This is a genomic window from Pseudomonas cerasi (assembly GCF_027983475.1).
GTDB classification, from domain to species: Bacteria; Pseudomonadota; Gammaproteobacteria; order Pseudomonadales; family Pseudomonadaceae; genus Aquipseudomonas; species Aquipseudomonas cerasi.
This window is the reverse complement of record NZ_JAQJVM010000004.1, coordinates 174531-197640: the sequence shown is the minus strand read 5'-3', so window position 1 is coordinate 197640 and position 23110 is coordinate 174531. Positions and strand designations below refer to the sequence as shown.

The following is a 23110-nucleotide window of genomic DNA, read 5'->3' as shown; positions in this document are numbered from 1 at the left end:
CCACCATCGCAGTATCAGCCTGCGCTAAGATTGCCATCACCTGATCAGCAAAGAGTGGCCTGGCCCAGCATGGCACCGCGTACCAAAACCCGTGAACGAATCGTGCAAACCAGTCTGGAACTGTTCAATCAGCAGGGCGAGCGTTGCGTGACCACCAATCACATCGCTGCGCACATGGAAATCTCGCCCGGCAATCTCTATTACCACTTTCCCAACAAGCAGGCGATCATCGCCGAACTGTTCTCCGAGTACGAGATGCTGATCGGCAGTTTCCTGACCCTGCCAGCCGACCGTGCGCCGACCATCGAGGACAAGCGCGATTACTTCCTGGCGATTATCGACGCCATGTGGCGCTACCGTTTTCTGCACCGTGATCTTGAGCACCTGCTGACCTCGGATGAGGAGCTGGCGCGGCGTTATCGGCGTTTTTCGTACCGCTGTCTGATGCAGGCGATGACCATCTACCGGGGATTCATCAAGGCGGGCATCCTGAAGATGGATGAGTCGCAGATCGAGTGGACCAGTCTTAACACCTGGATCGTCCTGACGTCGTGGGTGCGTTTTCTGTGCACCAATCGGGAAAACTCCACGCAGATCAACCAATCGGCTATTCGACGTGGCGTCTATCAGGTACTTATGCTCGAATCTGTTTTTGTCGCGCCTCAGGCTCGCGAAGCGTTCGATGCTCTGTGCAAGACGTTTCACGCGTCACTGCCCGAGGTTCTGATGTGAATTCCGGGACTGACGAGCAGCCAGCTTGTCGGTTCTCTGCCACAGGAGTGTGTCATGTCCATTGCGCAACTGATCAACCCTGAGCAACTGGCTGAACGCCAGAAAACTCCAGGCCTGGTGATTCTCGATTGCCGCTACGCGCTTGAAGATTCCGACTACGGCCAACGCAGTTACGCCCAGGGGCGTATCGAGGGCGCGTCTTTTGCCGATCTGAAGCGCGACCTCAGCGGGCCTGCTATCAAAGGCAAGACCGGACGTCATCCACTGCCCGATCCCGCCGCTTTGCTGCAATGCTTTCAGGCTTGGGGCATCAACGCCGACAGCGATGTTGTGCTGTATGACGATGGTCCGGGAATGTATGCCGCGCGGGCCTGGTGGTTGCTGGCCTGGATGGGCAAGCGCGAAGGCGTCTACCTGCTCGATGGCGGGCTGAAGGCCTGGCACGCTGCGGGGCTGCCGTTGAGCCTGGATGCGCCGAATCGTGAGCCCGGTCATTTCAGCGGCGAGCCGAACATGTCCATGGTGCTCAGCGGCAGTCGCTTGCAGGGTCGTCTGGGACGCCCGGAAATGACCCTGATCGATGCCCGTGCCGAAGCCCGCTTTCGAGGCGACGTAGAACCTCTGGATCCGGTTGCCGGGCATATTCCCGGTGCGCAGTGTGCAGCCTGTACTGACAACCTCGGTCCCGATGGACGCTTTTTGCCGCCCGAACAGCTCAGGCAGCGTTTCGCTGAAAAGCTGCAGGGCCGCCCGCCGGAGAGTCTGGTGTCCTATTGCGGTTCAGGTGTCACCGCCTGCCACAACCTGTTCGCCCTGTGTCTGGCCGGCTATCCGCTGGCAACGCTGTATGCGGGTTCGTGGAGTGAATGGATCACCGATCCTGAACGGGAAATCGCCACGGGCGCCGATTGATTCGTTATCAACTCGTGAGCGAGCCGTCGCGCGCGTGGGCGGCGCATAGCCACAGCGGGATGCGGCGTTCGAGGTAGTAACGCGGATTACGAAGCGAGCCTTCGACGAAGCCGACATGCCCGCCTTTGGTGTGCAGTTCGAATTCGGTGCAGGACGACAGCTCGCTGGGTTCGGGCAGGCTGTGAGGGAATACGAATGGGTCGTCGCTGGACTGGATGATCAGCGTCGGCGTCTGAATCTGGCCCAGGTAGTAGCGGCTGGACGCTCTGCGGTAATAATCCGTGGCATCGGTAAACCCATGCAACGGCGCAGTCACCCGGCCATCGAAGTCCCAGAAGGTGCGCATGTTCTCCAGTGAGCCCAGCGCGGCGAGCTCGGCCAGGCCCTCGCTGATGCCTTCATGCTGGAACCGATGCTGCTTGTCACGGATATAAGCCAGCATTTCGCGCATGAAGTGCCGCTGATAAACCCGCGAGAAGCCTTGGCCGATACGGTTGGCACATTCGTCCAGACGGAACGGCACGGACACCGCCACGGCGCCCCTTAAATCACTGTTGGCGCCGGATTCGCCGAGGTACTTGAGCAATACATTGCCGCCCAGTGAATACCCCACCGCATAAATCGGAGCCAATGGCCGCAGCGAGCGCAAATGAGCGATCACTTCGGCCAGGTCCTCGCTCGCGCCTGAGTGATAACTGCGCGACAGCAAATTGGGTTCTCCCGAGCAACCGCGCCAGTTCAACGCCACACTCGGCCAGCCCTGCGCTGCCATGGCCTTTTGCAGGCCGGCAACATAGGGCGAGTTGGACGACCCGGTCAGGCCGTGCAGTACCAGCACCAAGGGTTTATCGGACTCATCCGGGCCATGCCAGTCCATGTCCAGAAAGTCCCCGTCCTGCAACCACAACCGCTCTCGCGTACGCGCCAGCAGCGTCGGCTTGCGCAGCAGCGGTCCCCAAAGCGTCTGCAAATGCGGATTGCCCATGCCGACGGCCGGGACGAATGGATTGGCATGGGACAGAAAGGTAGGGCGTGTGGACACGTGCTTGCTCAACGATCAGTTCAGGGGCTGAAGCTGTACGTTGCCATTAAGTGGTCCGGGATGTAAGTGGCTTGACGGTGTCGTTGCGTATAGAAGTGCGTTTGGTGACGCTCTGCATCGCAAAAGAGTACGCACAGCGTCCAGAACGGCATGCGACGCGGAGCGTCGCACGATAGCAGGGTGGGAATGCCTTTCATGACGCTCTGCGTCGTCAACAGGACGCGGAACGTTCAGAGCTGCATTCCAAACGCGGAGCATTGGTTCGTGAGCTGTCAGCCCTGGCCCCGCTGCCACAACGCGTAATACACCTGACCAGCCTTTTTCTCGCGGTGCAATCGCCAGCTTCCCGGCAAGCCGGTGGTCGATGGCGGTGTTTCGCTTTCGGTGTAAATCCAGGCGGTGTCGGCCAGCCAGCCGTGGCTTTCCAGCAGGTTGCAGGCTGAAGCCAGCAGGCCCTGATGGAAGGGCGGGTCGAGGAACACCACGTCGAAGGGCGAGGCGGTGGCGGTTTCCAAGTGGCGCAGGGCGTCGGTCTGGGAGACCTGACCGCTGCTGCAGTTCAGCGCATTGAGGTTCTGGCGCAGGCTGGCGATGGCTGCCGCGTTGCTGTCCAGGGCCAGGCCCATGCTGGCGCCACGCGACAAGGCTTCGAAATACAGCGCGCCGCTGCCCGTGAAAACGTCCAGCACCCGGGCACCGGCGATGTAGGGTGCCAGCCAGTTGAACAGGGTTTCGCGCACGCGATCAGGTGTCGGGCGCAGGCCGGGGGCGTCGGGGAAGGTCAGGCGGCGGCTGCCCCATTCCCCGCCGATGATACGAAGCTGACCCAGGCCGTTGTGGCCCTTCGGACGTGGATTGGCCATCAGTGTTCCGGGACCCCTGCAGGTTGGCGGACGGGTTTGTCGGTCGGCGCCGGCAAGGGTTTTTGCTCGACGGTCGGACCCACGGTGACGATGACCATCTTGTCAGCGCTGAGGTGTTTGCTCATTGCCGCTTTCACCTGTTCGACGGTCACGTTCTGCGCGGCGGCCATGTAGTCCTCGAGGTAGGTCAACGGCAGGTTGTAGAAACCGATGGCACCCAACTGGCCCACGATGGCCGAATTGCTGGCTGCAGTCAGCGGGAAGCTGCCGGTCAGTTCGCGCTTCACATCGTCGACTTCTTTCTGGGTCGGACCGTTGGCGAGGAAGTCGCGAACGATGTCCTGCACCAGCTTGAGGGTGTTTTCGCTCATTTCCGCACGCGTCTGCAGGCCGATCATGAACGGCCCAGCCACCTGCATGGCAGTGAAGCCGGAAGACACGCCGTAGGTCAGGCCGCGTTTTTCCCGCACTTCGGTCATCAGTCGGCTGCCGAAGCCGCCACCGCCCAATACCGAGTTACCCACGGTCAGTGCCGCGTAGTCCGGATCGTTACGGTCGATGCCCAACTGCGCGAGCATCAGGTGCGTCTGGTTGGAGGCAAATTCGATGTGCGTGGTGCCTGCCTTGGGCTCGACCGGGTCAGCGACCTTGGCCAGCGCCGGGCCTTTGGGCAACGAGGCAGATACCTGTGCCGCGATGGCCTGCGCGTCGTCTCGCGACAGGTCTCCGACCAGAGCAATCACTGCATTGCCCGCTGCATAGCCTTTGGCGTGGAACGCCTTGAGCTGAGCCAGAGTGATGGCGTTGACGCTCTTGGCGTCGCCTTCGCTTGGGTGAGCGTAGGGGTGATCACCGTACAGACGATTGAACAGTTCCTTGCTGGCGATAGCGCCAGGGTTCTGTTTCTGAGTCTCGAAGCTGGCGATCAACTGGTTCTTGATGCGGGCCAGAGAATCGGCAGGGAAGGTGGGCTTGCCCACGACCTCACTGAACAGCTTCAGGGCCGGATCGCGCTTGTCCGCAGCACTCAGGCTGCGCAACGAGACCACCGCCATGTCACGGTAGGACCCGTTGCTGAAGTCGGCGCCCAAGCCTTCGAAGCCTTGGGCGATCGCGTTGACGTCCTTGCCTTTGATGCCCTCGTTGAGCATGGCGTTGGTCAGCAGGGCAATGCCGGGGGATTTCTGGTCCTGGCTGCTACCGGCGGCGAACGTCAGGCGCATGTCGAACATGGGCAATTCGCGGGATTCCACGAACAGCACCCGGGCGCCCTCGGCGGTATTCCAGGTCTGGATGTTCAGGGCGCGACGGGCCGGAGCCTTGCCGTCCAGTTCCTTGAGGGTCTGCAGGTTGCTGCCCAGCGCGGGAGCGGCCCGGCCCTGCTCGGCAGGCGCGTCGTCGGCCAGGGCTGGCAGTGCGACAAAGGCGCCGAGCGAACCGGCCAGGATCAGGCCAAGCAGCGCATGACGTGGAGCATTGCGCGTGATCATTTGGCTTTCTCCTCAGGCAGAACGTGCGCAACGCTGAGGCGCTCACGGGTGAAATAGGTGTTGGCAGCTTTCTGGATGTCTTGCGGGGTCACGCTTTGCAGCGCCTCCAGTTCATTGTCCATCAGCTTCCAGGACAGACCGACGGTTTCCAGCTCTCCGATCATGGTCGCCTGGCTGGTGATCGAGTCGCGCTCGTAGACCACACCGGCAATGACCTGAGCCCGGACACGCTCCAGCTCCTCGGCGGACGGTGCCTTGGTTTTCAGCTCATCGAGCAGGCGCCAGATCCCGGCTTCCACATCGGCCAGGGTTTTCTTCTTCTGCAGGTTGGGTGTGGCGCTGATCATGAACAGGCTGTCGCCGCGAGCGAACGCGTCGTAACGCGACGAGGCACCGGAGACCAACTCTTCGCCACGTTCCAGGCGCGATGAAATGCGTGCGCTGTAGCCACCGTCGAGCAGCGCTGCGATCAGACGCAGGGCGTTCGCCGAGCGGGGATCTTCAGCGGTTGCGACACTGGGTACGTTGAAACCGTAGATCAGACTCGGCAACTGGGTTTTGACGTGCAGGGTGATCTTGCGCTCGCCTGGCTCGGCCAGTTCCAGTGGTTTTTTCGAAGGCGGTACATCGCGTCGCGGGATCGACCCGAAGAAGCGCTCTGCCAGGGCTTTGACTTCGTCCGGCTGCACATCACCGACGACCACCAGCGTGGCGTTGTTCGGCGCATACCAGGATTCGTACCAGTGGCGCAGTTCTTCGACCTTCATGCGCTCCAGGTCCGCCATCCAGCCGATGGTCGGCGTGTGATAGCCGCTGGCAGGGTAGGCCATTGCCTTGAAGCGCTCGAACGCCTTGCCCATTGGCTGGTCGTCAGTACGCAGGCGACGCTCTTCCTTGATGACCTCGATCTCGCGGCTGAATTCGTCGGCGGGCAATTTCAGGGTTGCCATGCGATCGGCTTCCAGCTCCAGCGCGACGTTCAGGCGGTCACGCGCCAGCACCTGGTAATAGGCGGTGTAGTCGTCGCTGGTGAACGCATTCTCTTCAGCGCCCAGATCGCGGAGAATCAGCGAGGACTCGCCCGGCCCGGTTTTGCTGCTGCCTTTGAACATCATGTGTTCAAGTGCGTGGGACAGACCGGTCTGGCCCGGCGTTTCGTAGCTGGAGCCGACCTTGTACCAGATCTGCGATACCACCACAGGAGCGCGGTGGTCTTCGCGAACAATAACCTTCAGGCCATTGTCGAGGGTGAATTCGTGAGTCGGTTGCGGATCAGCAGCCAATGCTGTCAAAGGCAGACAAATTGTGCTGAGCAGCAGGCCTGCGGCGCGGCGGGCAAGAGCATTCATTCGTAGTTTGAACCTGTAGGACGGCCCGCTTGAACTTAGCGTCGGCGGGCGCGGGGGTGTTAGGATACTGATCCGTTTGCTTCAGAGACAGCCTTCACTGGCCGATTGCGAGTGAAACCTGTCTGAAACGCAGGTAAAGGTAGCTGCACACGCGGCCGATGAGTGAACAAGAAGTCCTAAACGCAGTCTGTTTTGCATGTCAGAATTTTTCCGGGTCGCCCTCTGGCGACCCGCAACCTTGAGATAGCCGTCCTCCATGTTTGGTTCCAACGACGACAAGAAGACCCCAGCCGAGGCTGGAGAGAAGAAAGGCCTGTTCGGATGGTTGCGCAAGAAGCCGCAGCAAACCGAGTCGAAGCCAGCAGAATCATCCCCGACGCAACCCGACCCGATCGCCGATCAGGTTGCAGCGACGCCGCAGGTTGAGCCTCATGTTGCCTCGCAATCGGTGTCTGAAGTCACCGTCGAAGCGGCTGAGCCTGCCTCGCAACGTCATGTCGAGCCCGGTGCTCCGTCGCCCCAGCCCTGGCTGACCTTGCCTGTGACTGAAGAGCCGGTGGCATTGAGTGACGAGCGAGAGCCGCATGTCACGCCGGCCATCCCTGAACAGAACCATGCCCCTGTTGCGCCCGAACCGCGGGAGCCTGAACCCGTCATAGCGGAGCCGGTGGCGGATATCGTGCCGCTCGCGATGCCTGAGCCGGTCCTGGTTCAACCTGTTGCAGAGCCTGAGCCAGTGGTCGCGCAGGCAATGCCGCAACCTGTTCAGCCTGCTGCGCAAGCGGTTGCAGTGCCGGCGCCCGCACCGACACCTGAGCCAGAAACCGGCAAGGTCGGCTTCTTTGCGCGTCTCAAGCAGGGCCTGTCGAAGACCAGTGCCAGCATCGGCGAAGGCATGGCCAGCCTGTTTCTGGGCAAGAAGGCCATCGATGATGATCTGCTGGAAGAAATCGAAACCCGCCTGCTGACCGCCGATGTCGGCGTTGAGGCCACCTCGGCCATCATCAAGAGCCTGACTCAGAAGGTCGCGCGCAAGCAGTTGACCGACGCCCAAGCGTTGTACACCTCGTTGCAGGGCGAACTGGCTGCGATGCTCAAGCCTGTCGAGCAACCGCTGGTGATCAAGGCCGAACACAAGCCGTTCGTGATTCTGGTGGTCGGCGTCAATGGCGCGGGCAAGACCACCACCATCGGCAAGCTGGCCAAGAAGCTGCAACTGGAAGGCAAGAAGGTCATGCTGGCGGCGGGCGACACGTTCCGCGCGGCAGCCGTCGAGCAATTGCAGGTCTGGGGTGAGCGTAATCACATACCGGTCATCGCTCAGCACACCGGTGCCGACTCGGCTTCTGTCATCTTCGATGCCGTGCAGGCTGCCAAGGCTCGTGGCATCGACGTGCTGATCGCCGACACCGCCGGACGTCTGCACACCAAGGACAATCTGATGGAGGAGTTGAAGAAGGTTCGCCGCGTGATCGGCAAGCTGGACGCAGATGCCCCTCACGAAGTCCTGCTGGTCCTCGATGCGGGCACCGGGCAGAACGCTATCAATCAGGCCAAGCAATTCAACCAGACCGTCACGCTGACCGGGCTGGCGCTGACCAAGCTGGACGGCACCGCCAAGGGCGGCGTGATTTTCGCTTTGGCCAAGCAGTTCGGCTTGCCGATTCGCTATATCGGCGTTGGTGAAGGTATCGATGATCTGCGTACCTTCGAGGCCGAACCCTTTGTTCAGGCACTGTTTGCGGAGCGGGAGCGTCCATGATTCGATTCGAGCAGGTCGGTAAGCGCTACCCGAATGGACATGTCGGGTTGCATGAACTGAGCTTTCGAGTACGTCGCGGCGAGTTTTTGTTCGTCACCGGTCATTCCGGTGCCGGCAAAAGCACGCTGCTGCGCCTGTTGCTGGCCATGGAGCGTCCGACCACCGGCAAACTGATGCTGGCCGGTCAGGATCTTGGGCAAATCAGCAACGCACAAATCCCGTTTCTGCGTCGTCAGATCGGCGTGGTATTCCAGAATCACCAGTTGCTGTTCGATCGCACGGTGTTCAACAACATTGCGTTGCCTTTGCAGATCCTCGGCCTGTCCAAGCCCGAAATCGCCAAGCGGGTCGATTCGGCGCTTGAGCGGGTAGCGTTGTCCGACAAGGCCGAGTTGTACCCGGGTGACCTCTCTACCGGTCAGCAACAGCGTGTCGGCATTGCCCGCGCCATTGTTCACCGTCCGGCCCTGCTGCTCGCCGATGAACCGACCGGTAACCTCGACCCACGGCTGGCGGCGGAGATCATGGGTGTGTTTGAAGATATCAACCGACTGGGGACCAGCGTGCTGATTGCCAGTCACGACCTGGCATTGATCGCCCGCATGCGTCATCGCATGCTGACCCTGCAGCGCGGTCGTCTGATCGGTGATGGGGAGGCCGGAGTATGAGTGCCACACGCAGCCCCAAGGTTTCAGAGCGCGTCGCGCCAAAAGCGGCCGATCCGCTACCGCCGAAACAGAAAAAACAGCGCCACGACCACGATGACGATGGCCCTGATTTCAGTGCGCTGATGTCCGCCTGGCTGGAAAGCCATCGTTCCAGTCTACTGGACAGCCTGCGACGCCTGGGCAAACAGCCGATTGGCAGCTTTTTTACGTGTCTGGTGATGGCGATTGCCTTGAGCCTGCCGATGGGCTTGTCGTTGCTGCTGAGCAATGTCGAGCGTCTGGGTGGTTCATGGCAGCGCGCGGCGCAGATTTCGATTTATCTGAATCTGGATGCCAGTACTGCCGACGGCACGCGCCTGCGCGATGAAATCAAGGCGATGCCCGGTGTGGCAGATGCCGAGTACATCAGCAGCGAACAGGCATTGGGGGAGTTCAAGCAGCAGTCCGGGTTGGGCGAGGCGCTCAAGGAATTGCCAGAGAACCCGCTTCCGGGCGTGGTGCTGGTGACGCCGGACGAAGTGGACAAACCTGCGCTGGAAGCCTTGCGTACGCGACTCGCCGGATTACCTAAAGTAGAACAGGCGCAACTGGACCTGGTCTGGGTAGAAAGGCTGGCCGCGATCCTCAAACTGGGTGACCGTTTCGTTTTCGGCTTGACGGTTCTGCTGGTCTCGGCTTTGCTGTTAGTAATTGGTAACACAATTCGTCTACACATTGAAAACCGCCGCATCGAAATCGAAGTGATCAAGCTGGTGGGCGGTACCGACAGCTACGTGCGCAGGCCTTTCCTTTATATGGGCGCGCTGTACGGCTTCGGGGCGGGCATCCTGTCCTGGGGCGTTCTGGCTTATGGCCTGAACTGGCTGAACGGCGCGGTTGTCGGACTGGCAGGTCTCTATGGAAGTGACTTTGCGCTGGCCGGTGTGCCGATGGGTGATGGTCTTTCCCTCTTGCTTGGAGCGGTTCTGTTAGGGTATATCGGTGCCTGGATTGCGGTGGCCCGACATCTTCGTGAACTGGCGCCCCGGTAGAGCCACATTATTGTTTCACCAGACTGGCCTCTGAAAATCAAGGAACTTGGTTAGCGGTTCCGGGTCAATCTGGCTAATGCTGAACTGCACATAACCTGTGCGCTGGAGGTTTTTTCGTATGACCACTTCTTTGCAACCTGCTTATGCTCTAGTCCCGGGTGCGAACCTCGAGGCCTACGTGCACACGGTCAACAGCATTCCTTTGCTGACGCCCGAGCAGGAGCGTGAACTGGCTGAGAGTCTCTACTATGAGCAGGATCTGGACGCGGCCCGTCAAATGGTCCTCGCCCACCTGCGATTCGTCGTGCACATCGCGCGCAGTTATTCGGGTTACGGTCTGGCTCAGGCCGACCTGATCCAGGAAGGTAACGTCGGTCTGATGAAGGCCGTGAAGCGTTTCAACCCGGAAATGGGCGTGCGTCTGGTGTCCTTCGCCGTGCACTGGATCAAGGCTGAAATTCACGAGTTCATCCTGCGTAACTGGCGCATCGTCAAGGTCGCCACGACCAAGGCGCAGCGCAAGCTGTTCTTCAACCTGCGCAGCCAGAAGAAGCGTCTGGCCTGGCTGAACAACGATGAAGTGCATCGCGTCGCTGAAAGCCTGGGCGTCGAGCCGCGTGAAGTGCGTGAGATGGAAAGCCGTCTGACGGGCCACGACATGGCCTTCGACCCGGCAGCCGAGGCGGATGACGACAGCGCGTTCCAGTCGCCAGCCAATTATCTGGAAGACCACCGCTACGACCCGGCGCGTCAACTGGAAGACTCCGACTGGACCGACAACTCCACCGCCAATCTGCATCAGGCGCTGGACGTGCTGGACGAACGCAGCCGCGACATCCTCTACCAGCGCTGGCTGGCAGAAGAAAAAGCCACGCTGCACGACCTGGCGCAGAAGTACAACGTTTCTGCAGAGCGTATTCGTCAGCTGGAAAAAAGCGCGATGAACAAGCTCAAGACGTCGATTGCCGCGTAAGGCTGCCTAGCAACGAAAAACGCCCCGAGATAATCGGGGCGTTTTTGTTTGTGTATCAGCTATCGTGCGACGCTCTGCATCGGCATGCCGTTCTGGACGCTCTGCGTCCTCTTCTCCGAACTAGCGCCAGCCCATCACCAGCGACGACTGCTGTTCAACCCCTGCAAGTACTCATCCCCACCCAATTGACGCATTTGCTGACGAATCCAGCCCGCGCGGCGGGAGACATAGCTGCTCGGGTGGCTGGCGCTCCACTGGCGCGGGTTGGGCAGGACGGCGGCGAGGTAGCTGGCCTGCTGGGCGGAAAGCGCGCTGGCGTTGGTGCGGAAGTGATGTTGCGCTGCAGCCTGGGCGCCGAATACACCTTCGTCCCACTCGACACTGTTGAGGTACACCTCGAGGATGCGCTCCTTGGACCAGAGCAGTTCGATCAGCATGGTGAACCAGGCTTCCAGCCCCTTGCGCAGGTAGCTGCGGCCGGACCACAGGAACAGGTTTTTCGACACCTGCTGGCTGAGCGTGCTGGCACCGCGTATCGAGCCGCCGCGCTCGTTGTGCAGGATGGCCGCTTGAATGGCGTCGACGTCGAACCCCCAATGCTCGGCAAACTTCTGGTCTTCGCCGGCAATGACCGCAATTTTCAGGTCGTCGGAGATTTTGTCCCACGGTTCCCAGTCGCGTTGCAGGTCGATAGGCTCGCCATCGACCCAGGATTCGACTTTGCGCTCGACCATCAGCGCACTGCCCGGTGGCGGCATCCAGCGCAAAACCAGAACCACGAGAACACTGCCTGCGGCGAACCACAGCAGGGCTTTGACAATACGACGAAGAATAGACTGCAGCATAGAGATGGCTTGGCCGAACCCGTTGAGCGGGCCATTATACAGACCGTGCGCCTTTCGACGATTTTTCACTGGAGTTCCTGATGCTTCGTAGCTTTTTGATGCTGGCCGCTTTCTTCGGCTTCACCGGTGTCGCCCTGGGCGCATTTGCTGCCCACGGTCTCAAGGAACGCCTGAGTGCCGAGTATCTGGCGGTGTTCCACACCGGTGTGCTTTATCAGCTGATTCACGCGCTGGCCCTGCTCGGCGTGGCGATACTGGCAACGCACATCCCCGGGCGCCTGATCACCTGGGCCGGATTCTCCTTCGCGGTCGGTATCCTGCTGTTTTCTGGCAGCCTCTACGCGCTGACCCTGACCGGTTTCAGCAAGCTTGGCATCATCACGCCGTTCGGTGGGCTGGCATTTCTGTTCGGCTGGTCGATGCTCGGTCTGGCGGCCTGGAGGCTGGGCTCGCCTCCTTGAGCGCCTGCTCCCCGGAAAGCAGGCCGCGCTTGAGACGAATGGCGTGGCTTTGCCTTGGTCATACCGGCTGATCGGGCTAGAATGCTGGCCCCCTAAAATGATGGCTGCTCTCGCATGCACATTCAGTTGAACGGCGAACCCTTTGAATTGCCCGATGGCGAAACCGTCGCGGCATTGCTGACCCGTCTGGACCTTGCAGGGCGCCGGGTCGCGGTGGAACTGAACCTGGATATCGTGCCGCGCAGTCAACATGCGGCGACCGTCCTGAGTGAAGGCGATCAGGTCGAAGTGGTTCATGCCATTGGCGGTGGCTAGTTCGCAATCCGCACTGCGCCCAACCCAATCTGCACGTTATGAGGATTTCCGATGAGCAATGTTCGCAGCGACAAGCCCTTCGTCCTGGCCGGTCGGACTTTCGAGTCGCGCCTGCTGGTAGGCACCGGCAAGTACATCGATATGGAACAGACCCGTCTGGCCATCGAGGCCTCGGGCGCCGAGATCGTGACCGTTGCCGTGCGCCGTACCAACCTGGGCCAGAATCCCGGCGAGCCGAACCTGCTGGACGTGCTGCCGCCTGATCGCTACACCATATTGCCGAACACCGCTGGCTGCTTCGATGCGACCGAGGCCGTGCGCACCTGCCGCCTGTCCCGCGAACTGCTCGACGGCCGCAATCTGGTCAAGCTCGAAGTGCTGGCCGACCAGAAAACCCTGTTCCCGAATGTGATCGAAACCCTCAAGGCCGCCGAGATCCTGGTCAAGGACGGTTTCGACGTGATGGTCTACACCAGTGATGACCCGATCATCGCCCGTCAGCTGGCCGAAATCGGCTGTATCGCGATCATGCCGCTGGCCGGCCTGATCGGCAGCGGTCTGGGTATCTGCAACCCGTACAACCTGCAGATCATTCTTGAAGAAACCAAAGTGCCGGTGCTGGTCGATGCCGGTGTCGGTACTGCCTCCGATGCCACCATCGCAATGGAACTGGGCTGTGAAGCCGTATTGATGAACTCGGCCATCGCCCATGCCCAGCAGCCGGTGATGATGGCCGAAGCCATGAAGCACGCCGTAATTGCCGGTCGTCTGGCCTACCTGGCCGGGCGCATGCCACGAAAACTCTATGCCAGCGCGTCTTCGCCGCTGGATGGCCTGATCAAGTAAGAGCCCGTTGATGACTGATTCGCACGTTCCGCACCCAGAGTCGCCTGCTGTCGAAGAAGGCGAAGAGCGCCCGCACCGCCGCATCAAGAGTTTTGTGATGCGTGCCGGCCGCATGACCGAAGGTCAGCAGCGCGGCCTCGATCAAGGCCTCCCGCTGTATGGCCTGTCGCTGACCGACACGCCTGTTGATTTCGATCAGGTATTCGGTCGCTCTGCGCCGCGTACGCTGGAAATCGGCTTCGGCATGGGCCACTCGCTGCTGGAAATGGCCGCTGCGGCTCCCGAGCACGACTTCATCGGTGTCGAGGTGCACTCTCCAGGCGTAGGCGCATTGCTCAACGGCGTACTCACCCAGGGGCTGACCAATGTGCGCGTCTACGATTGCGACGCCATTGAAGTGCTGAACCGCTGCGTTGCGGACAACAGCCTGGATCGACTGATGCTGTTCTTCCCGGACCCGTGGCACAAGAGTCGTCACCACAAGCGCCGCATCGTGCAGCCTGAATTCGCCGCACTGGTGCGCAGCAAGCTGAAGGCAGGCGGCGTGTTCCACATGGCCACTGATTGGGGCCCGTACGCGGAATACATGCTGGAAGTGATGAGCGTGGCGCCCGGTTATCGCAACCAGGCCGAAGACAACCAGTACGTTCCGCGCCCTGCGGAACGGCCGATCACCAAGTTCGAGCGCCGTGGCGAGAAGCTCGGACACGGCGTCTGGGATCTGAAGTTCGAGAAAGTCGACTGACCGGGTTTGCGGGTTGCTGACAACCCGCAATGTCGTGTCGCTTACTGAATCTCGTCCGGCTTGACGATCACCCAGTTCTTGTCCGCCGTGACCGGCAGCTTCTCCTTGGCCTGAGCTTCGGCATTGTCCTTGATCATGCCGTTCAGCTGGGTCATGTACTTGTCCTTGCGGTTGATCCACAAGTGCACGCCGCCCTTGCTCACGTCGACGCTGTGAAACAGCATGTAGCCGTCGCTGGTCGGGGTATCGCCGCCGACCAGGACCGGTTTTTTCCACTGGTCGATGTAGGTCAGAATGGCCGCCTGCTTGCCCGCCATCCAGGTTGCCGGTGTCCACAGGTATGGCGTCAGCTCCAGACCCATGTTGCTTTTCGGATCGTATTTGCCCGCTGTGATCTGCTTGCGTGCGGTGGTCAGCTCGCCTGTTTTGCGGTCCTTGAGCAGCGTGCTCACGCCGATCACATTCTGCGGTTTGACGTTGTAGCCGTACTTCGGGTCGGCAGCGACCATACGCACCAGCTCTTCGGACGCGGCGGTCATCACATACACCTCGATGCCGTTTTCCATCAGCTTGTTGTACAGCTCGGTCTGCCCGGTGAATACCCGCGGCGGTTCGACATTGAGCTGCTTGACGGTATCGCCTTCGTAGTAGGTCGCAGGGATCGGCTTTTTCAGGGCCATCAGCTCATCGACATAGCCTTTGAGCTCCTGAAGCGTAAAGCCGGAAAACACCTGCGCGACCCACGGGTAGCAGACCATGTCGTCTATTTCGCAAAGACGATAGTAGTAGCTGAACAGGCTTTCCTTGTGCTCGGCGGTGTCTTTGAAGGGGATCAGCTTGAGCGAGGGGTCGAGTTTTTCGCGGGTGATCAGGCCTTTGTTTTCCATGTACGGCAGCAGCGACTCTTCGAGGTCGAAGCGGTAGCTGGTGTTGTCCATGTCGAAGACTGCGTAATTGCCCTTGTTGGCATTCGCCGCAATCATCGCGTCGAGCGCCTTGGCGGCAGGCTCGGGCCAATGCTTCAATTCGGTGGCCGCGGTAGCCTGGCTGGCAAGCCCGAAGCAGACGGCAGCAGCCAACAGTTTTGGCACGAGTTTCATAGGCGATTTCCCCTTGTCGAAAAAACGAAGGGGCAGACCGTAACAAATTATTGTGAAGGCAAAAGTACGTCAGCGACCCGAAAAAGGCTAAATGACGCCGTTTGCCCCTTTATTTGCGACAGTGAAACCAAAAACGACACTTTTATTGCAGTTTTTCGTCAGCGGCCGCCATTGTGCCGAAAATTGCTGATCAGACGCGTTCCCACACTTCGAAGTTGTAGGCAGGCTTGTCATCGACGGCGGCGTTTTCGATGTTGGATACCAGCGCCCACTGCGCCGTATCGAATTCAGGAAACCACGCGTCGCCATCAGGGCTCAGTGCCACGCGGGTCAGGTACAGGCGATCCGCCTCGGGAAGGCCTTGGGCATAAAGCTGCGCGCCGCCGATCAGCATCACCTCGTCGACACCCTGTTCCTGCGCCCACTGCTCGGCGCGCACGACGGCGGCGTCCAGCGAAGCGAAGACTTCCGCGCCTTCAAGCTGCAGATCAGTCTGGCGGCTGACCACCAGGTTGAGGCGGCCAGGCAGCGGGCGACCCAACGAATCCCAGGTCTTGCGGCCCATGATGATCGGCTTGCCGAGCGTCGTTGCCTTGAAGTATTTGAAATCCCCCGGCAAATGCCAGGGCATGGAATTGTCGACGCCAATCACTCGGTTTTCACCAAGGGCGGCAATCAGGCTGAGGGGGAGATGAGTTTTCATGCCGCGAGGATATCAGAGGTCGCAGGGCAGGCGAATGAACTGACATGCGCCGTGCTCAGTCCCATGACTGCGGTTATGCTCACCGCTGAATTCAATCAAGAGACACTGTGTGACTGCACTGACCCCCCTCGATACCCTCTGGCTGACCGAAGCCGTGCGCCTGCGTGAACAGCAGGCGGGCGTGCTGGATGATCAGGAAGCCAATCGCCGTGCCCGCGCTGCCGGCGGCGACCTGACTGCGCGCATTACCCACCGCGCCCTCGGCCTGGCGCAGCGCGACGGCATGCTTGGCGCACTGCACCACTGGAAGCAGGGCGCACGGCTGGCGTTGATTGCGCTGGCGGTGCTCTCGGTGATCAGTGGCGCTGGCCTGGCGTTCGCTGCAATGGGCGACGGGCAGGCAGCGGTCAATGTGTTCTGGGCGCTGGGCAGCCTGCTGGGGCTGAACCTTGTGCTGTTGCTGACCTGGGCGCTGGGCCTGATCTTCGCCGGGCGCAGTAACACCGGGCTGGGCCGAGTGTGGCTGTGGCTGAGCGAAAAACTCGCCCGTGACGCCCAGGCCGCGCAGCTTGCCCCCGCGCTGGTTTTGCTGCTGCAACGCCAGCGCCTGAACCGCTGGGCGCTGGGGCTGGTGGTTCACAGCCTGTGGCTGCTGGCGTTACTCACTGCGCTGGTGTTGCTGTTGATGCTGATGGCGACCCGACGCTACGGGTTTGTCTGGGAAACCACCATTCTGAGCAGCGACACGTTCGTCAGCCTTACCCAGACGCTCAGTACGATCCCGGCGTGGCTGGGGTTCAGTGTGCCGGACGAAACCATGATTCGTGCCAGCGGCAATGGCGCGTTGAGTATCGAGAATGCGCGTCAGGCCTGGGCGGCATGGCTGGTCGGTGTGCTGCTGGTGTACGGCATCGTGCCGCGTCTTTTGCTGGCCGGGTTCTGCCTGTGGCGCTGGAAGCAGGGCAGGGCAGCGCTGCGCCTTGATCTGGATTTGCCCGAATACCTTGAATTGCGTGAGCGCCTGATGCCCAGCAGCGAGCGCCTGGGTGTCAACGATGCCGAGCCTGCCGCACTGCATCAGGTGCAGTCCGGCGCAGGGGCGAGCGAAAGCGACGGCGCGTTGCTGGTGGCCATCGAGCTGGATGATCAGCAGGTCTGGCCGCCATCGCTGCCGTCGGGTGTTGCTGATGCAGGTGTTCTCGACAGCCGTGAGTCGCGCCACAAGCTGCTGGAGCAACTGACCCAGTATCCGCCTGCGCGCATAGTGATCGCCTGCGACCCGCGCCGCTCGCCGGACCGTGGCAGTCTGGCGTTGATCGCCGAACTGGCACGCTGCGCCGGTGCAGCGCGTATCTGGCTGCTGCCCGCGCCTGCCGGGCAGAGGCTTGACCCCGAGCGCCTTGGCGACTGGCATGTTGCGCTGGATCAGTTGCAGTTGCCACACGCCGACAGTGCGCCCTTGAACTGGCTGGAGACAGGCCATGACTGAAGCAGACAGCACTCGTGCGATCAAGCTGGCGGTGGTCGGTCATACCAACGTCGGCAAGACCTCGCTGCTGCGTACCCTGACCGGTGATGTCAGCTTTGGCGAAGTGTCCCATCGCCCCAGCACGACTCGTCATGTCGAAGGCGCGCGCCTTTCTGTGGACGGCGAGGCCTTGGTCGAGCTGTACGACACGCCTGGCCTGGAAGACGCTATCGCACTGCTCGATTATCTGGAGCGCCTGGACCGTCCTGGCGAGCGTCTGGACGGACCGGCGCGACTGGCGCGCTTTCTGGAGGGCAGCGAGGCCCGCCAGCGTTTTGAGCAGGAGGCCAAAGTCATGCGCCAGTTGCTCGGCTCGGACGCTGGGCTGTATGTGATCGATGCACGCGAACCGGTACTCGCCAAGTACCGTGATGAGCTGGCGGTGCTGGCCAGTTGTGGCAAGCCACTGCTGCCGGTGCTGAATTTCGTCAGTGCACAGCAACACCGCGAGCCGGAGTGGCGCGAAGCGCTTTCACGCCTGGGGCTGCATGCACTGGTGCGCTTCGACAGCGTCGCACCGCCGGAAGACGGCGGTCGACGTCTCTATGAAAGCCTGGCGCTTCTGCTGGAAAGCGCGCGGCCGCGGCTCGAGCGTTTGATTGAGGATCAGGAAAAACAGCGCACGGCCAAACGTCACAGCGCTGCTCGCCTGATCGCCGAACTGCTGATTGATTGTGCTGCATGCCGGCGTAGCGTCGAGACCACTGCCGAGCAGGAGCAGCAGGCTGTGGAAGCGTTGCGCAAGGCGGTTCGCCAGCGCGAACAGCAATGTGTCGAGGCGCTGCTCAAGCTGTATGCGTTTCGCAAGGATGATGTGTCCAGCAGCGATTTGCCGTTGATGGACGGTCGTTGGGGTGATGATCTGTTCAACCCGGAAACCCTGAAGTTGATGGGCGTGCGCGTTGGCGGCGGGGTGGCGGCTGGCGCTGCGGCCGGGGCAGGGGTCGACCTGATGGTCGGCGGCGTAACGCTTGGCGCGGCGGCTTTGGTCGGCGCGATTGCTGGTGGTGCGTTATCCACGGCGCGCAGCTACGGAGGCCGGTTGCTCGGCAAGTTCAAGGGGCGCAGAGAACTGACCGTCGATGATGCGGTACTGCGCCTGCTCGCCCTGCGTCAGCGCCACTTGCTGTTGGCGCTGGGTGTCAGGGGCCACGCGGCTCTGCACAGCATCGAACTGACCACACCGCAGGACAAGACCTGGCGCAAAGGCAAAATCCTCGAGCCCCTGAACCGCGCCCGCGCCCACCCGCAATGGTCCACACTCAACCCGCACGCCAAACCGAATCAGGCGGAGCGGCAGGAAGCGATTGATCAACTGGCGGATGTGGTTTTGCAGGATTGACTGTTCCAGCGCTGAAGACCGGACGCGGAGCGTCGCACGATAGTTGAGGATGAAGCTGAGCACGATAGTTGAGATATCGTTCCTCACGCTCCAGCGTGGAAATGCAGTGGGTGACGCTCCGCGTCACAAATCTGCGCCTTGACGCATCCTCCAGAACCCCCGCATTCAGGCGCTTTTCAGCTTGCCGTTTACCGGCGAAAACCCGCCGATTATTTTTATTGATTGATCGTTCAATAAAAAATCTTTAGACTGGTCTCACCGTTTTGGTACAACGATCACTGCAGACACCCGGGAGAATCGCGCCAATGCCCAAGGTCGGAATGCAACCCATCCGCCGCCAACAGTTGATCCAGGCCACTCTGACTGCGGTCGATCAGGTCGGTATGGGCGATGCCAGCATTGCGCTGATTGCGCGACTGGCAGGCGTGTCCAACGGCATCATCAGTCACTATTTTCAGGACAAGAACGGCCTGATCGCCGCCACGATGCGGCATCTGATGAACGCCTTGATCCAGAACGTCCGCGAACGCCGTCAGGCGCTGACCGAGGACAGCCCCAGGGCTCACCTGCAAGTGATCATCGAAGGCAACTTCGACGCCAGTCAGGTCAGCGGCCCGGCCATGAAAACCTGGCTGGCCTTCTGGGCGACCAGCATGCATCACCCTTCGCTGCACCGATTGCAGCGTATCAACGACCACCGTTTGTATTCGAACCTGTGCTGTCAGTTCCGCCGCACCTTGCCACTGGAACAGGCACGCAGTGCCGCCCGCGGGCTGGCAGCCCTGATAGACGGGTTGTGGCTGAGAGGCGCGCTGTCAGGCGATGCATTCGACACCGAGCAAGCGCAACGGATCGCTTACGAGTACATGGATTTCCAATTGGCGAAATCGGCGAGCTGAGGCTTTCGAAGCCCCTTACCGAACGACTGTAAAAGCCTGTTGCCGAACGAACCCGGCACACTGAAATCAGTCATCGCCCCCCCACTGAATTTGCGAGGACTTTATGGCCCGTTTTGAACTGCAGAAACTTTACATCGATGGCGGTTATGTCGATGCCAGCAACCCTGAAACCTTCGACGCCATCAATCCGGCGAACGGCGAAGTCCTGGCGCAGATCCAGCGCGCCGGCAAGGACGATGTCGAGCGCGCCGTCGTCGCCGCCGAAAAGGGCCAGAAAATCTGGGCCGCCATGACCGCCGTCGAGCGTTCGCGCATCCTGCGCCGTGCCGTCGACATCCTGCGTGAGCGCAACGATGAACTGGCCGCTCTGGAAACGCTGGACACCGGCAAGGCGATCTCCGAAACCCGCTACGTGGACATCGTGACCGGTGCCGACGTGCTGGAATACTACGCCGGTCTTGTACCCGCCATCGAAGGTGAGCAGATTCCGCTGCGCGACTCTTCATTCGTGTACACCCGCCGCGAGCCGCTGGGTGTGGTGGCCGGTATCGGCGCCTGGAACTACCCGATCCAGATCGCACTGTGGAAATCCGCCCCGGCGCTGGCCGCGGGTAACGCGATGATCTTCAAGCCGAGTGAAGTCACTTCGCTGACCACCCTGAAGCTGGCAGAAATCTACACCGAAGCGGGCGTACCGAACGGCGTATTCAACGTGCTGACCGGCAGCGGCCGTGAAGTCGGTACCTGGATCACCGAGCACCCGCGCATCGAGAAAGTCTCCTTCACCGGCGGCACTGACACTGGCAAGAAAGTCATGGCCAGCGCCTCGAGCTCGTCGCTCAAGGAAGTGACCATGGAGCTGGGCGGCAAATCACCGCTGATCGTGTTCGACGACGCCGATCTGGACCGTGCGGCCGATATCGCGATGATGGCCAACTTTTACAGTTCCGGTCAGGTCTGCACCAACGGCACCCGCGTGTTCGTGCCGAACGCTCTGAAAGCCGAGTTCGAAGCGAAAATCCTCGAGCGCGTGAAGCGCATCCGCGCCGGCAACCCGGAAGACGAAACTATCAATTTCGGCCCGCTGGTCAGCTTCGAGCACATGGAAAGCGTGCTGGGTTATATCGCCAAGGGCAAAGAGCAGGGCGCATGTCTGTTGTGCGGCGGCGATCGCCTGACCGGCGGTGTGTTCGACAAGGGCGCGTTCGTTGCGCCGACCGTGTTCACCGACTGCACCGACGAGATGACCATCGTGCGTGAAGAAATCTTCGGCCCGGTGATGAGCATCCTCGGTTACGACACCGAAGACGAAGTGGTACGCCGCGCCAACGACACCGACTTCGGTCTGGCTGCAGGCATCGTGACCCGCGACCTGAACCGCGCCCACCGCGTGATTCATCTGCTGGAAGCCGGTATCTGCTGGATCAACGCCTGGGGCGAGTCGGCGGCACAAATGCCGGTCGGCGGCTACAAGCAGTCGGGCGTCGGTCGTGAGAACGGCATCAGCTCGCTGGCCCAATACACGCGCATCAAGTCGGTACAAATCGAACTGGGCGATTACGCCTCGGTTTTCTAAACACGGTTTCAGTGGCACGCGGCAGGCCTCAAGCAGACGCACTCAAAAGCTGCCTGCCGCACCCCATTTTCACGAGTATCGCCTCGCTGCTTCTGCTTGCGGCCAAGGCTTGAAACTCGCAGCTCTATGAGGGAGCCTCTATGACGACTCAATCCGAATACGACTACATCATCATTGGTGCCGGCTCGGCCGGTAACACCCTGGCAGCCCGTCTCACCGAAGACGCAGGCGTCACCGTTCTGCTGCTCGAAGCCGGTGGCCCGGATTACCGGCTGGATTTCCGCACCCAGATGCCTGCCGCCCTGGCATTTCCGCTGCAGGGCCGTCGCTACAACTGGGCCTACGAGACCGAGCCAGAGCCGCACATGAACAACCGCCGCATGGAATGCGGCCGCGGTAAAGGCCTGGGCGGCTCATCGCTGATCAACGGCATGTGCTATATCCGCGGCAACGCGATGGACTACGACGGCTGGGCCAAGGAGCCGGGTCTCGAAGACTGGAGCTACCTCGACTGCCTGCCGTACTTCCGCAAGGCCGAAACCCGCGACATCGGCCCGAACGACTACCACGGTGGTGAAGGTCCGGTCAGCGTGACCACGCCCAAGGCGGGCAACAATCCGCTGTTCCACGCGATGGTCGAGGCGGGCGTGCAAGCCGGTTTCCCGCGCACTGACGACCTCAACGGTTATCAGCAGGAAGGTTTCGGTCCGATGGACCGCACCGTGACGCCTAACGGTCGTCGCGCCAGTACCGCCCGTGGTTATCTGGACGAGGCCAAGAAGCGCTCGACCCTGACCATCGTCACTCACGCGCTGACCGATCGCATTCTGTTCGAAGGCAAGCGTGCCGTCGGCGTGGCGTACCTGGTAGGCGACAGCGATACCCGCATCCAGGCCCGTGCCCGCAAGGAAGTGCTGCTGTGTGGCGGCGCGATCGCTTCGCCACAGATTCTCCAGCGTTCCGGCGTCGGCCCGGCCGAAGTGCTGAACAAGCTGGATATTCCGGTGGTTCATGACCTGCCGGGCGTTGGCCAGAACCTTCAGGATCACCTGGAGATGTACCTGCAGTACGCCTGCACCCAGCCGGTGTCGCTGTACCCTTCGCTGAAGTGGTGGAACCAGCCTGCCATCGGTGCCGAGTGGATGTTCCTCGGTACAGGTATCGGTGCGAGCAACCAGTTTGAAGCCGGTGGTTTCATTCGCTCCAGTGAAGCGTTCGAATGGCCTAACATTCAGTACCACTTCCTGCCGGTCGCGATTAACTATAACGGCACCAAGGGCGTTCAGGAGCACGGTTTCCAGGCTCACGTCGGCTCCATGCGTTCGCCGAGCCGTGGCCGCGTGCAGGTCAAATCCAAAGACCCGCGCGAGTACCCGAGCATCCTGTTCAACTACATGGCCAGCGAGCAGGACTGGCAGGAGTTTCGCGATGGCATCCGCCTGACGCGCGAGATCATGCAGCAGCCGGCACTGGACCCGTACCGTGGCCGCGAAATCAGCCCCGGCATCGACGTGCAGTCTGACGAGGCACTGGACCAGTTCGTGCGTGAGCATGCCGAGACGGCTTATCACCCGTCCTGCTCGTGCAAGATGGGCACCGACGAAATGGCGGTTGTCGATGGTCAGGGTCGCGTGCATGGCCTGCAAGGCCTGCGTGTGGTCGATGCCTCGATCATGCCGATCATCACCACCGGTAACCTGAATGCACCGACGATCATGATCGCCGAGAAAATCGCCGACAAGATCCGTGGTCGCCAGCCGCTGCCACGCAGCACGGCCGACTACTTCGTCGCAGGCGACAAGCCGGCACGCGGCAAGCCGCTGCGCGAGATCAGCCACCAGGCCTGATCTAACGCCCAGGCGTCCTCCCGGGACGCCTGTCGTTGTGCATGCTCCAGCGTGAATGTATTTCACACTGGAGCATCGGCA

Annotated in this window: 22 protein-coding genes; 15 read left to right on the top strand and 7 right to left on the bottom strand. The window is 61.1% G+C overall.

From position 1 onward, the window contains the following. The first annotated feature begins 69 nt into the window (after nt 1-69). Nucleotides 70-732: a TetR/AcrR family transcriptional regulator gene (locus PI739_RS22615; RefSeq protein WP_003432509.1), complete on the top strand. Its 663-nt coding sequence runs from the start codon at nt 70-72 to the stop codon at nt 730-732. Nucleotides 733-786: 54 nt separating this feature from the next. Beyond that, a complete protein-coding gene (locus PI739_RS22610) occupies nt 787-1644 on the top strand; it encodes a sulfurtransferase (protein ID WP_003432512.1) in 858 nt (285 codons plus the stop codon). Between the two features lie 7 nt (nt 1645-1651). Here the strand turns inward: PI739_RS22610 and PI739_RS22605 are convergent, their stop codons facing one another. The 4 genes from PI739_RS22605 to PI739_RS22590 all read right to left on the bottom strand — a co-directional run bounded on the left by PI739_RS22605 (nt 1652) and on the right by PI739_RS22590 (nt 6388). Next, complete coding sequence (locus PI739_RS22605; RefSeq protein ID WP_072367015.1) at nt 1652-2686, bottom strand: hydrolase; 1035 nt, start codon at nt 2684-2686, stop codon at nt 1652-1654. 272 nt (nt 2687-2958) lie between these two features. Then, nucleotides 2959-3549 carry a 16S rRNA (guanine(966)-N(2))-methyltransferase RsmD gene (rsmD, locus tag PI739_RS22600; protein WP_044309109.1) on the bottom strand — a complete coding sequence of 197 codons (591 nt, stop codon included), beginning with the start codon at nt 3547-3549 and terminating at the stop codon, nt 2959-2961. Then, nucleotides 3549-5039 carry a M16 family metallopeptidase gene (locus PI739_RS22595; RefSeq protein ID WP_271352191.1) on the bottom strand — a complete coding sequence of 497 codons (1491 nt, stop codon included), beginning with the start codon at nt 5037-5039 and terminating at the stop codon, nt 3549-3551. Before PI739_RS22595 ends, rsmD begins: the two co-directional genes overlap by 1 nt. Beyond that, nucleotides 5036-6388: a M16 family metallopeptidase gene (locus tag PI739_RS22590; protein ID WP_003372526.1), complete on the bottom strand. Its 1353-nt coding sequence runs from the start codon at nt 6386-6388 to the stop codon at nt 5036-5038. Before PI739_RS22590 ends, PI739_RS22595 begins: the two co-directional genes overlap by 4 nt. A gap of 256 nt (nt 6389-6644) precedes the next feature. Here PI739_RS22590 and ftsY point away from each other — a divergent pair, with 256 nt between their 5' ends. From ftsY to rpoH, 4 genes are all read left to right on the top strand, one after another. Then, a complete protein-coding gene (gene ftsY, locus PI739_RS22585; RefSeq protein ID WP_054081728.1) occupies nt 6645-8150 on the top strand; it encodes a signal recognition particle-docking protein FtsY in 1506 nt (501 codons plus the stop codon). Beyond that, the gene (gene ftsE, locus PI739_RS22580) at nt 8147-8818 is read left to right on the top strand and encodes a cell division ATP-binding protein FtsE (protein ID WP_002555631.1); all 672 of its coding nucleotides are present in this window, start codon (nt 8147-8149) and stop codon (nt 8816-8818) included. The genes ftsY and ftsE overlap by 4 nt, the downstream gene beginning before the upstream one ends. Next, the gene (gene ftsX, locus PI739_RS22575) at nt 8815-9849 is read left to right on the top strand and encodes a permease-like cell division protein FtsX (protein ID WP_003372518.1); all 1035 of its coding nucleotides are present in this window, start codon (nt 8815-8817) and stop codon (nt 9847-9849) included. Before ftsE ends, ftsX begins: the two co-directional genes overlap by 4 nt. Before the next feature lie 118 nt (nt 9850-9967). After that, nucleotides 9968-10822, top strand: coding sequence for an RNA polymerase sigma factor RpoH (gene rpoH, locus PI739_RS22570; RefSeq protein WP_002555629.1), 855 nt, complete (start codon nt 9968-9970; stop codon nt 10820-10822). Nucleotides 10823-10956: 134 nt separating this feature from the next. Here rpoH and mtgA read toward each other — a convergent pair whose 3' ends face one another. Further along, nucleotides 10957-11667, bottom strand: a complete 711-nt coding sequence (gene mtgA, locus PI739_RS22565) for a monofunctional biosynthetic peptidoglycan transglycosylase (RefSeq protein ID WP_054081792.1) — start codon at nt 11665-11667, stop codon at nt 10957-10959. Nucleotides 11668-11747: 80 nt separating this feature from the next. Between mtgA and PI739_RS22560 the strand changes: the two genes are divergently transcribed. From PI739_RS22560 to trmB, 4 genes are all read left to right on the top strand, one after another. Further along, on the top strand, nt 11748-12128 hold the full coding sequence (locus tag PI739_RS22560; protein WP_003372515.1) for a DUF423 domain-containing protein: 381 nt from the start codon (nt 11748-11750) through the stop codon (nt 12126-12128). 114 nt (nt 12129-12242) lie between these two features. Then, entirely contained in the window at nt 12243-12443 is a 201-nt protein-coding gene (gene thiS, locus PI739_RS22555; RefSeq protein WP_003372514.1) for a sulfur carrier protein ThiS, read from the top strand. 51 nt (nt 12444-12494) lie between these two features. Beyond that, nucleotides 12495-13289, top strand: a complete 795-nt coding sequence (locus PI739_RS22550) for a thiazole synthase (RefSeq protein WP_003304387.1) — start codon at nt 12495-12497, stop codon at nt 13287-13289. Between the two features lie 97 nt (nt 13290-13386). After that, nucleotides 13387-14034 (top strand): tRNA (guanosine(46)-N7)-methyltransferase TrmB, encoded by a 648-nt coding sequence (gene trmB, locus PI739_RS22545; protein ID WP_216818618.1) that lies wholly within the window; start codon nt 13387-13389, stop codon nt 14032-14034. Nucleotides 14035-14075: 41 nt separating this feature from the next. On the opposite strand, the gene PI739_RS22540 is transcribed toward trmB, so the two are convergent. Both PI739_RS22540 and PI739_RS22535 read right to left on the bottom strand, forming a co-directional pair. Further along, nucleotides 14076-15134: an HAD family hydrolase gene (locus PI739_RS22540; RefSeq protein ID WP_003372512.1), complete on the bottom strand. Its 1059-nt coding sequence runs from the start codon at nt 15132-15134 to the stop codon at nt 14076-14078. Between the two features lie 190 nt (nt 15135-15324). Next, on the bottom strand, nt 15325-15837 hold the full coding sequence (locus PI739_RS22535) for a dihydrofolate reductase (protein WP_003432534.1): 513 nt from the start codon (nt 15835-15837) through the stop codon (nt 15325-15327). A 109-nt stretch (nt 15838-15946) separates the two neighbouring features. On the opposite strand from PI739_RS22535, the gene PI739_RS22530 reads away from it, so the two are divergent. The 5 genes from PI739_RS22530 to betA all read left to right on the top strand — a co-directional run bounded on the left by PI739_RS22530 (nt 15947) and on the right by betA (nt 23029). After that, complete coding sequence (locus PI739_RS22530; protein ID WP_054081726.1) at nt 15947-17326, top strand: DUF2868 domain-containing protein; 1380 nt, start codon at nt 15947-15949, stop codon at nt 17324-17326. Then, a complete protein-coding gene (locus PI739_RS22525; RefSeq protein ID WP_054081725.1) occupies nt 17319-18707 on the top strand; it encodes a DUF3482 domain-containing protein in 1389 nt (462 codons plus the stop codon). Before PI739_RS22530 ends, PI739_RS22525 begins: the two co-directional genes overlap by 8 nt. A 305-nt stretch (nt 18708-19012) precedes the next feature. After that, on the top strand, nt 19013-19606 hold the full coding sequence (gene betI, locus PI739_RS22520; protein ID WP_002555619.1) for a transcriptional regulator BetI: 594 nt from the start codon (nt 19013-19015) through the stop codon (nt 19604-19606). Between the two features lie 103 nt (nt 19607-19709). Continuing rightward, nucleotides 19710-21182, top strand: a complete 1473-nt coding sequence (gene betB / locus PI739_RS22515; RefSeq protein WP_054081724.1) for a betaine-aldehyde dehydrogenase — start codon at nt 19710-19712, stop codon at nt 21180-21182. 140 nt (nt 21183-21322) lie between these two features. Then, nucleotides 21323-23029, top strand: coding sequence for a choline dehydrogenase (gene betA / locus PI739_RS22510; protein ID WP_024661877.1), 1707 nt, complete (start codon nt 21323-21325; stop codon nt 23027-23029). Nucleotides 23030-23110 lie beyond the last annotated feature (81 nt).